This window comes from Hydrogenophaga sp. GW456-12-10-14-TSB4, assembly GCF_059424305.1.
Map to the genome: position 1 here is coordinate 18,483 of NZ_JBWKZH010000074.1, position 9,952 is coordinate 28,434.

Genomic DNA, 9,952 nt, shown 5'->3' on the forward strand with positions numbered 1-9,952 from the left:
GCCTAGGCTCAAAGGCTTTGCGGCGTAAGGCGCAAAACTGCACAATGGGGCCGCAATGGCGCATACCCCCCACAGCTTCGACTGGGACGATCTCAAGCATCTGCTTGCCGTCGCGCGCCACGGCAGCACGCTGGCAGCCGGCCGTGCGTTGGGCGTCGACCAATCGACGGTGCAACGGCGGCTCGTCGAGCTCGAACGGCGCATCGGGCAAGCGCTGGTGCAGCGCGAGCCGAGCGGGTATCGACTGACCGAGTTCGGGCAGGCGCTGCTGCCGTACGCTGAGCGCGTCGAGCACGCCGTGACGGCGTTCGAACAGCACATCGCGACCGCTACCGCCGACATTGCGGGCGTCATCCGCGTGACCTGTCCCGAACCCATCGTCTTTCGGATCACGCAATCGACGTTGCTGGAACGGTTTCACGCCCTTCACCCGGCGCTGCAAGTGCATTTCGTCATGAGCGACAAATACATCGACCTGATGAGAGGCGAAGTCGACGTGGCCCTTCGTTCCGGTGACACCGATGACGGCGAGCTCGTCGGACGAAAGATCGGCGATTCGATCTGGGCGATCTACGCCAGCCGGGCGTACATCGAGCGCCACGGTCGACCGGAAAGACTCGAAGATCTGGCGCAACACGCGCTGGTCGGGTTCGATGACACGATGGCCAAACACCGTATCGCAGCGTGGCTGCACAAGGTCGCACCGAACGCCACCTTGGTCGCGCGCAGCAACAGCGTGTTGGGCTTGGTCTACTCCGCCAAAGCGGGGGTCGGCGTGGCGCCCCTGCCCATCGCCCTGGGCGACGCCGAACCGGATCTCGTTCGAGTCATCGAGCCTGTCGCGGAACTCACCCGCATCTGGCGCGTTCTGACGACGCCGGAATTGCGGCGCACGCCGCGTGTGTCCGCGTTCTTCGACTTCATCGTCAGCGAAATAGAGACGCTTCGCCCGATCATCACTGGCTGATGGAAACGACCTTCACTCGCACCACCGACCAGGTTTCATTCCCCGCCGCAAGGACCTTTAGCCAGTGCCTACTCAAACCCGATTGCAAGTCCCCCTCGAGCGTTTCATTCTTGCGCCCGCGCCTGACTCAGAAGCAGGATCTTCACGTTTGTCCCGACTCCCTGCCGGTCTGGGCGCGCCGAGAAGGGCAATGCGAGGACTACGCAACTACTTCGATATGCTAAACATCATCGCAGAAGGTTGATGAACCGCTGTTTTTTTGTAGGCTGAAGCAAAAGGGATCAGCCCGCCACGCTCAGCGACTCCAGCGGCCCGAAGAACTCGTAGCGCAACTGCGCTTCGGGGATCCCCAACGCGCGGCCGCTGGCGTAGACCGATTTCATGAAAGGCTTGGGGCCGAGAAAGTACAGGTCAACATCCCGGTCGGCCGGCAGCTGTTCGGCCAGCAGCGCTTCGGTCACGAAACCCATCGCATGCGGCTGGTCGGTCTCGCGCGGTTCGTCATACACGTAGAAGGGCTGCACATTGCCGTGTGCCGCAGCGAGACTCTCGACACGCTCACGGAAAGCGTGAATGCCACCGTGTCTCGCCGCGTGAATGAAGTGGATGGGTCGACCGCTGGCGGCGCTGGCCTCCAGCATGCTCATGGCCGGCGTGATACCGACACCCCCCGTGACCAGCACCAGCGGCCGGCGTGCTTGCGTGTCCAGCAGGAAATCACCGCACGGCGCCTGGGCCTGCACCTCCATGCCCACCTGCAGGTGGTCGTGCAGCCAGTTGGACGCGTGGCCGCCGGCCTCGCGCTTGACGCTGATGCGGTACCAGGGTTTGCCCGGCGCATCCGACAGCGAGTAGTTGCGCCGCACGGCCTGGCCGTCGATCTCGAGCACGAGCGTGAGGTACTGCCCCGGCGTGAACGCGAGCAGGGCCTGACCGTCCACGGGCTCCAGGTAGAACGAGGTGATCAGTTCACTCTCCACCACTTTGCGCGACAGGCGCAGCGTGCGCGTGCCGCGCCACCCGCCTTCGCGCGCCGCGTTGGCGGCATACACCTGCTCCTCGGCGTCGATCAGCAACTGCGCCAGTGCGCCGTAGGCTTCGCCCCAGGCGGCGAGGATATCGTCGCTGGCCACCTCACCCAGCACCTCGCGGATCGCCTTCAACAGGCAGGCGCCCACGATGGGGTAGTGCTCGGGCAGCACGCCAAGGGCGGCGTGCTTCTGCACGATGCGCGGCAGCGCCGGCGCGATGGCGTCGAGGTTGTCGATGTGCGTGGCGTAGGCCAGCACCGCACCGGCCAGCGCGCGCGCCTGGCTGCCTTGGGCCTGGTGGGCCTCGTTGAAGAAGGCCTTGACCTCGGGGTGGTCGCGAAACATCAGCGCATAGAAGTGCCGGGTGATGGCCTCGCCCTGCTGCTTGAGCAGCGGCACGGTGGCTTTGACGAGGGCAATGGTCTGGGCGGAGAACTGGGGCATGAGGGCGCAACGGTTGAATGAAGAGGCCTATGGCTATTCAACAAACGTGCCATATGAATGGTGCCAGCAAGTACTTGATCTGCAAAGAGGTTTTTTTGATCGTGGTTAAATTGACCACCGTTCAATGATGTCTTTTTGACCACGCGTTGTCCTCATGACCACACCAGCCGCCGCCGACGACAGGCACTTCAAATCGCTGCTGGCCGCGGTGCGCGGCCTGGTGGCCTGCGACGCGGCGGTGCTGCTGCGCCTGCATGACGACGCCTTGATGCCGGTGGCCGTGGACGGCCTCACCGAAGAGGCCATGGGTCGCCGCTTCCCCGTTGCGGCCCATCCGCGCCTCGCGCAGTTGCTGGGCAGCTCGCAGAGCTTGCGCTTTGCCGCGGACTGCGGCTTGCCCGATCCCTACGACGGCCTGGTGGCCGGGCAGCGCGAACTGCTGGCCGTGCACGACTGCATGGGCGCACCGCTGCGCCACGCCGGCAAGCTGTGGGGGTTGGTGACGCTGGATGCGCTGAATTCACACGCCTTCGACGCCGTGGCCCCGCCGCAGCTGCAGGCGGTGGTGGCGTTGCTGGAAGCCGGCATCGAAGCCAGCGAGGCCTTGCACGCGGCCCACGCGCGCGCCGCGCACGAGCAGGCGCTGGCACGCGAGCGCCGCGCTGGCGTGGCCGCACCGCGCGAACTCCTGGGCAAGAGCGCGGCGATGCAGCAGCTCAAGCGCGAGATCGACACCGTGGCCGCGTCCGACCTCACGGTGCTGATCCTCGGTGAGACCGGCGTGGGCAAGGAACTGGTGGCGCAGCGGCTGCACCTGCGTTCCTCGCGCGCCGAGCAGGCGCTGGTGCAGATCAATTGCGCCGCGCTGCCCGAGGGCCTGGCCGACAGCGAACTGTTCGGCCACAAGAAAGGCGCGTTCACCAGCGCGGTGCAAGACCGCGTGGGCAAGTTCGAACTGGCCGATGGTGGCACGCTGTTCCTGGACGAGGTGGGTGAGCTCTCGCTCCCGGTGCAGGCCAAGCTGCTGCGCGTGTTGCAAAGCGGCGAGCTGCAGCGCCCCGGCAGCGACAAGCAGTTGCGCGTGGACGTGCGCGTGCTGGCGGCCACCAACCGCGACTTGCGCGGCGAAGTGGCGGCCGGGCGTTTCCGCGCCGACCTGTACCACCGCCTCTCGGTCTATCCGCTGCAGGTGCCGCCGCTGCGCGAACGGGGCCGCGATGTGCTGACCCTGGCAGGCAGTTTCCTGGAAGAGAACCAGCACCGCCTGGGCGCGCGCAACCTGCGCCTGACGCCCGAAGCCAACGCGGCGCTGCTCGCGCACGGGTGGCCTGGCAACGTGCGCGAACTCGAACACCTGCTCAGTCGCGCAGCGCTGCGTGCCTTCTCGGAGCAGGGGCGCAGTGGACGCTGGATCGGTATTGAGTCTCGGCATCTGGCGCTTCAGGTCACCGGCGCGTCGGTCGGGCCGACAGGGGTCGAAGAAGGCTTGGCCCCTGCCTCGGGGGGCCTGCGCGCCGCCACCGAGGCATTCCAGCGCCGCTGGATGAAGGCGGCGATCGCGCGCCACCAGGGCTCGCTGGCACGCGCGGCCGAGGAGGCCGGCATGGACCGCAGCAATTTCCACCGCCTGGCCCGGCGCATGAGGTTGATCTCCACGGAAGAGAAACCGTCCAGCGCTCAGCCTGGACGCCAGTGACCACGCTGCACCAGCGCGTTTGCGATCACTGAAGCAATCGGTGCACAACCAACGCGCCGCTGAAAGCCGACGATGCACTGCCGCGATCAGTTAAGAGGCTTGATTCCCTTGGTCGCCAACCAGTCAACGTCCGAGCATTTGCAGAAGCTGCAGGCGGGACAACTGCTCTATGCGCGGTGGTGAGCCACACAGCCTGCACGCGCTGGAAGATGCCTGCGTGCTAGTCACCATCGTGCAGGGGACATGATGGACGACGCATGCGTGTTGCGCGCAGGAGGTCGGCATGAACTGCGGCTTGCAATTGGCACCGCACTTGCTCGCACCTGAACGTTTTCTGCCGAGCCCTTGCCATCGTGATGCTGGCCAAAGCAATGTCTACGTCGCCTGGTGACGCAGCGAGCAAGCGGGGTTCACCGCAGCAGGCGCCAGCCCATTGTTTGACGCGCTTTGAAACGCTCTTTAAGATCGATACAGCGCGCATCTTCAGGAACGATCACTTGCAGTCCTTTCGGGTCGTGATTTTCCTTCCAAGTGGATCCCGGCTCCGCGCTGCAGAAAGCGAGTAGCGATGACATGTGATTCGAGGGCCTATGGGCCCCAGATCCGCGTGGCGCAAAAGTTGCGACCGGTCTGCAAGCAGCTCACGTGGAGCCACTGATGGACAGCGCCATCCTCAGCCTGCTGGGCGCATTCCTCCTGTCGATCATCGGCCTGTTCATCTTCATCTGGTCCATGCGAAGCGGACTGCTGGTGGAGAATTCGAAAGCGGCTTCTGTCATCTTTGCACGCGGCGAGATCGGCAAAGTGGACGACCCGGCGCTGGGCGATGCAGCGCGAGAGTCGATGCAGGCGGCGGCCACGCAATCGGGCATCGAACCGCACGCCGCCGACCCCGATGAAATGCACGCCCGCCTGGAGGCCGATACCTCTACCGCGTTTCCGGTGTTCATGTTCATCGCGTTCGCATGCGCCTGGTTGCTGCTCGGCTCCGTCGCTGGCTTGGTGTCTTCCATCAAGCTGCACGAGCCCGACTGGCTGGTCAGCGAGGCCTGGATGACCTTCGGACGCCTGCGCAGCGTCCACCTCAATGCGGTGCTCTACGGGTGGATCACCAACGCGGCGCTGGGCATGATTCTCTGGTTGCTGCCCCGGCTGCTGCGAACGCGCCTGCTCGGCGGGATCTGGGCCATGCTTGGCGGGGCGCTCATCAACACCGGAATTGCCGGTGGCGTGGGTGCCATCGCGGTGGGATGGACCGATGGCATGGAGTATCTGGAGATCCCGTGGCAGATCGGCATCTTTATCTTTCTCGGCTTCGCTCTCGTCATCCTGCCGGTGCTGTTCACGCTGGTCAACCGCAAGGTAGAGCACATGTACGTGAGCGTCTGGTACATGGTGGCGGCGTTGTTGTGGATCGCGTTGCTCTACCTGGTTGGCAAGATGCCTGGCGTACACACCGGTGTCCAGCAGGCGACCACCAACTGGTGGTACGGCCACAACGTGCTGGGCCTGTGGTTCACGCCGGTCAGCGTGGGCGCCATCTACTACTTCCTGCCCAAGATCATCGGCCGCCCGGTGCGCTCCTACAACGTGTCCATTCTCGGCTTCTGGACGCTGGCCTTTTTTTACGGCCAGGTGGGTGGGCATCATCTGGTGGGAGGCCCGGTCCCTGGATGGCTGGTCACGCTGTCGATCGTGCAAAGCATGATGATGATCATTCCGGTGATCGCCTTCACCATCAACATGGCTTTGACGATGCAGGGGCGCATGCATCTGGCGCGCTATTCACCGACGCTGCGCTTCATGATGTTCGGCGGCCTCATGTACATGCTCTCCTCGCTCCAGGGATCGTTCGAGGCCTTGCGCAGCGTCAACCAGATCACCCATTTCACGCACTTCACCGTGGCGCATGCGCATCTGGGTGCCTACGCCTTCGTCACCATGGTGTTGTTCGGCGCCATCTATTTCATGATGCCTCGGGTGCTGAACTGGGAGTGGCCGTACCCGCGCCTGATCAGCTTGCATTTCTGGTTGGCGGCGATCGGTGCCTCCATCTACTTCGTTGGACTGTCGATCGGCGGTTGGCTGCAAGGCTTGGCCATGCTCGATGCCGCGCGGCCCTTCATGGACTCCGTCACGCTGACCTACCCCTATCTGAAATGGCGCAGTGTCGGAGGCGCTTTGATGGTCGCCAGCCACGTTGTGTTCGTCGGCCACTTCCTGGCGATGGCCTTGCGCTTCGGCCCCACGCGCGCGGGTGCGGCGCTCTTCTGGCAGCAGGGCCAGCAGGAGCTCTCGCATGGAAAATGAGATCAAGCTGGCGGCCGGTGCCATGGTGTCTCTGGCCGTGGCAACGGCCGCCTTGGTCGTCATGCCCTACATCGAGGTTCGCGACATTCCCAAGCCGCCCGCCCTCAAGGAATACACCACCGCTCAGTTGCGTGGGCGGGCGGTGTACATCGCCAACGGCTGCGTCTATTGCCACAGCCAGCAACCACGCACGCGCAGCTTCGGGCCCGACTTCGAGCGCGGATGGGGGCGCGCATCGGTGCCGGGCGATTATTTCTACGACAAGCCCCATCTGCTGGGCAGCATGCGCACGGGCCCGGACCTGCTGAACATCGGCGCGCGCCAGCCCAGCAAGGACTGGCATCTGGGCCACCTCTACCAGCCGCGCGCCTATTCGCCGGGTTCGAACATGCCGTCGTACCCGTACTTGTTCGACATCAAGGAGGCGGCCGACGACGGTGAGGAGGTTCTGGCCCTGCCGCCGGGGTATGCCCCCAAGGGCCGCGTGGTCGTGCCCAAGCCCGAGGCCCTGGATCTGGTGCGGTATCTGCAGGCGCTGAATCGCACCTACCCCATCCTGCCTCCACCACCACCTGCACCTTCACCGGAGGGCGATGCCCAGGTGCCGCCGAAGGTCGCGCCGGCCGCCGGCTCCTGAGCACAGGCGGGAACTGAGCATGTCAAACGAAACCGACCCCCATCGACCACCGCAGGAGCGCGAAAACGCCGAGCCGGACGAAGTGCGTCGACCGATGCCACTGGTGGTCGCAGCGGTCGCCGTCGGCATGGTGCTGTTCGGAGCGGCCTATATTTTGCTGTCAGACCCGTTTGGCACGTCAGGGCTCGGCGACCGCCGAACGGTCGCCGAGCTGTCCGGCCCCGCGCCTGCCGCTGGCGGCGCCCAACCTGACGGCAAGCAGCTCTACACCGCGAACTGCGTGGCCTGCCATCAGGCCACCGGCAAAGGGCTGCCCGGCGTTTTCCCACCGCTCGATGGATCGGAATGGGTTGTCGGCGATCCGCGCCTGGTGGCCAACATCCTGCTGCATGGCGTCACCGGCGAGATGGAGGTCGCCGGTGCGGTCTACAAGGGTGCGATGCCTGCATTCAATCAACTGGGCGATCCGGAGTTGGCAGCGCTCGCAAGCTACATCCGCGGCAATTGGTCGAACAAGGCCGAGCCGATCCAGCCGGAACTGTTCGACCAGGAGCGCAAGGGGAATCCCCGCACAGCACCGTTTGCAGGTGGCGCGGAATTGAAAGCCCTGACCGCCAAGACCTCCTGAGCCGGCAAGGTCCATCCCGTGCGTGATGACTGGCGGTTCACCATGACACGCACAACGATCGCCAGCGTCTTGTTCGCGCTGCTGTCGTATGCGGCCGCGCATTGGCTGACGCTCGACTTCAGGGTCTGGACCGCCGAAGGCGCACGCCGCCTGGAGGTCGCGACGCGTCCCCTGGCGGCCCTTCCTGTCGCGATGGAAGGTCCCGGCCTGGAGCGGCAGACGCTGGCGCAAATCTTTTCACACGAGGGCGCCGTGACCCTCGTCGACTTCATGTACACGCGCTGCGTCAGCGTGTGCGCGGCCTTGGGAAGTACCTTCCAGCAGATGCAATCGACCATCGCCGAGAGCGAACGCTCGCCGCTGGCCTCGAAGGTGCGACTGCTTTCGATCACCTTCGATCCCGAACACGACGACGTTGCTGTGCTCGCGGCTTATGCGACCGGATTGAAGGCCAACCCGCGCATCTGGCGCTTCGCCCGGGTTGCCCATCCCGCCAACGCGTCGGTGGGCCAGCGCCTGCTCGATCACTACCAGGTCACGGTGATTGCCGACGATCTCGGTGGCTTCGAACACAATGCCGCGCTGCTGGTGGTCGATCCGGCAGGTCGCCTGGTGCGAATGTTCGACCATGACGAATGGGAGACGGCGCTGGCGTTCTCTCGCGCGCTCGCCGACGGGAGCGCGCCGTGACGCAGCCACGCAAGGCGACCCACTTTCAGTTCGCCATGGGCATCGCGCTGCTGGCCTTGCTGATGGCGCCCCCGCTGCGGCCGGCCCTGGAGTCCAGCATGAGCTTGCACATGCTCGTGCAATATCCGGCCGTGATGCTGGCGGGTGCGCTGCTGGGCGCGTCGTTGCCGTCGAAGCTGGCCACGCGTTTGTCCGAATGGAACGTCCTGGGCATTGCCGGTCTCGGCGCCTGCGCCTTGTTCCTCGCGGTGCTGATGATCCCGCGCGTGCTCGACCTGGCGTTGGTCGACTTGCGAGTCGAAGGTGCCAAGGTCGCAGCCTTGCTGTTTGCCGGCGCCGTGCTGCGGCCCTCCTGGCGCGCGGCGGGGCTGGTGGTTCAGGCCTTTTTTCTGGGCAGTGTCGTACCGATGACGGTCGTCATCGCGACCCTGTACCAGGATTCCCCGATCCGGCTGTGCAACGCATACCGGATCGACGATCAGGAGCAACTGGCCAGCGGCCTGCTTTGGCTCTGCGGTGTGCTGGTCGTCGGATGGTTTGTACATGTGGCACGCCGTTTGCGGATACTGGCTTCTTGATTTCGACATGCTGGCGCAGGATTGGCCACCGCTTTCACGACCCAGATGCAAGCAATATCTGAGGCAGCGATCGGGCACATCGGTGGAGGATCGCAGGGTCAGTGACGCGCTTGGCTCTGTTGGCGTCCTGGCTTCACCAACGCTGGTGCATTGCCCAAAAAACTGAGCACGACCTGCAGCGCCGGTGGCATCGCCAAATGAACACCAGGTTACCGAAGGTGCACCGGGCGGCCTTGGCGAACAGCTGAAGTACGCGCGGGTTCGCACCATCCAGTTCATGAATACCATTGCCCACGATGATCTCGCGCTCAAAGTGCCGGCCCTTAAAAAGGTCCTCCATGCTTTGAACCTTCTTCGCCGACAGGCCAGGCAATGTGCGCGAACTGGAGCGTGTGATCAGTCGCGCGGCGTTGAAGGCGGTGAGCCGCGGCGCGGACCGCAAAGACATCGTCACGCTGGAGGCTGACATGCTCGACCTCGATGCCTTGGAGATGCCCGCTAGCAGGGCCGCGCTTTCAGATCAGGTCCCCGGTGCAATGGTGATCGTGTCGCGCTTGGATTCGATGCACGAGGTCATCGAGGCCAGCCAGCGCCAAGCGTTGGCGCTGCATCAGGACAACTGGGTGGCAGCCGCGCGCCAGCTGGAACTGGATCCCCGCAACCTGCACAAGCTGGCGCGTCGGTTGGGACTCAAGGCGTAGGGTGAAGTCGACGCGCTGTTCGTATTGTTGCGTGTCTTGATCGAGCGGTTAGTGAAGTCATCGGCCCGTTCGCACCGCGACGAATGACGGTGTCCTCTCTGAGGTGACTCGCCGAATGGAATTCGGTCTGAGGACTGCCAAGCCCTTGCGAAAGGGGACATCCTAGGTCTTTCAGTGTTCACGCAGCGGAGGATGTTGAATTCCACTGATCTCTGACCCGAGGGGGATGCGGACGAAAACTTGGACTACCAGGAGGTAGTTCATGTATTC

General features: G+C 64.5%; 8 protein-coding genes and 1 pseudogene. 8 read left to right on the plus strand and 1 reads right to left on the minus strand.

The genetic code is table 11. The annotated features are described in order from the left end of the window. Nucleotides 1-55: 55 nt before the first annotated feature. A complete protein-coding gene (locus AC07ZS_RS25495) occupies nucleotides 56-967 on the plus strand; it encodes a LysR family transcriptional regulator (protein WP_297400155.1) in 912 nt (303 codons plus the stop codon). Between the two features lie 281 nt (nucleotides 968-1,248). Here AC07ZS_RS25495 and hmpA read toward each other — a convergent pair whose 3' ends face one another. Beyond that, on the minus strand, nucleotides 1,249-2,442 hold the full coding sequence (hmpA, locus tag AC07ZS_RS25500; RefSeq protein WP_297400157.1) for an NO-inducible flavohemoprotein: 1,194 nt from the start codon (nucleotides 2,440-2,442) through the stop codon (nucleotides 1,249-1,251). A gap of 154 nt (nucleotides 2,443-2,596) precedes the next feature. On the opposite strand from hmpA, the gene norR reads away from it, so the two are divergent. The 7 genes and pseudogenes from norR to AC07ZS_RS25535 all read left to right on the plus strand — a co-directional run. After that, nucleotides 2,597-4,138, plus strand: coding sequence for a nitric oxide reductase transcriptional regulator NorR (gene norR / locus AC07ZS_RS25505; RefSeq protein WP_297400160.1), 1,542 nt, complete (start codon nucleotides 2,597-2,599; stop codon nucleotides 4,136-4,138). 657 nt (nucleotides 4,139-4,795) lie between these two features. Continuing rightward, complete coding sequence (locus AC07ZS_RS25510; RefSeq protein ID WP_297400162.1) at nucleotides 4,796-6,448, plus strand: cbb3-type cytochrome c oxidase subunit I; 1,653 nt, start codon at nucleotides 4,796-4,798, stop codon at nucleotides 6,446-6,448. Next, complete coding sequence (locus tag AC07ZS_RS25515) at nucleotides 6,438-7,085, plus strand: cbb3-type cytochrome c oxidase subunit II (protein ID WP_297400164.1); 648 nt, start codon at nucleotides 6,438-6,440, stop codon at nucleotides 7,083-7,085. The genes AC07ZS_RS25510 and AC07ZS_RS25515 overlap by 11 nt, the downstream gene beginning before the upstream one ends. A gap of 19 nt (nucleotides 7,086-7,104) precedes the next feature. Next, the gene (locus tag AC07ZS_RS25520) at nucleotides 7,105-7,713 is read left to right on the plus strand and encodes a c-type cytochrome (RefSeq protein WP_297400166.1); all 609 of its coding nucleotides are present in this window, start codon (nucleotides 7,105-7,107) and stop codon (nucleotides 7,711-7,713) included. A gap of 42 nt (nucleotides 7,714-7,755) precedes the next feature. Next, nucleotides 7,756-8,403, plus strand: a complete 648-nt coding sequence (locus AC07ZS_RS25525; protein ID WP_297400168.1) for an SCO family protein — start codon at nucleotides 7,756-7,758, stop codon at nucleotides 8,401-8,403. Next, on the plus strand, nucleotides 8,400-8,981 hold the full coding sequence (locus tag AC07ZS_RS25530; protein WP_297400170.1) for a hypothetical protein: 582 nt from the start codon (nucleotides 8,400-8,402) through the stop codon (nucleotides 8,979-8,981). Before AC07ZS_RS25525 ends, AC07ZS_RS25530 begins: the two co-directional genes overlap by 4 nt. Nucleotides 8,982-9,346: 365 nt before the next feature. Next, nucleotides 9,347-9,682: pseudogene (locus AC07ZS_RS25535) on the plus strand (nitric oxide reductase transcriptional regulator NorR); the annotation flags it as partial. Nucleotides 9,683-9,952: the final 270 nt, after the last annotated feature.

Coding starts and splice junctions, on each gene's coding strand:
- AC07ZS_RS25495 (WP_297400155.1), top strand. CDS start 56: ATGGCGCATACCCCCCACAGCTTCGACTGGGACGATCTCAAGCATCTG.
- hmpA (WP_297400157.1), bottom strand. CDS start 2,442: ATGCCCCAGTTCTCCGCCCAGACCATTGCCCTCGTCAAAGCCACCGTG.
- AC07ZS_RS25520 (WP_297400166.1), top strand. CDS start 7,105: ATGTCAAACGAAACCGACCCCCATCGACCACCGCAGGAGCGCGAAAAC.
- AC07ZS_RS25510 (WP_297400162.1), top strand. CDS start 4,796: ATGGACAGCGCCATCCTCAGCCTGCTGGGCGCATTCCTCCTGTCGATC.
- norR (WP_297400160.1), top strand. CDS start 2,597: ATGACCACACCAGCCGCCGCCGACGACAGGCACTTCAAATCGCTGCTG.
- AC07ZS_RS25525 (WP_297400168.1), top strand. CDS start 7,756: ATGACACGCACAACGATCGCCAGCGTCTTGTTCGCGCTGCTGTCGTAT.
- AC07ZS_RS25515 (WP_297400164.1), top strand. CDS start 6,438: ATGGAAAATGAGATCAAGCTGGCGGCCGGTGCCATGGTGTCTCTGGCC.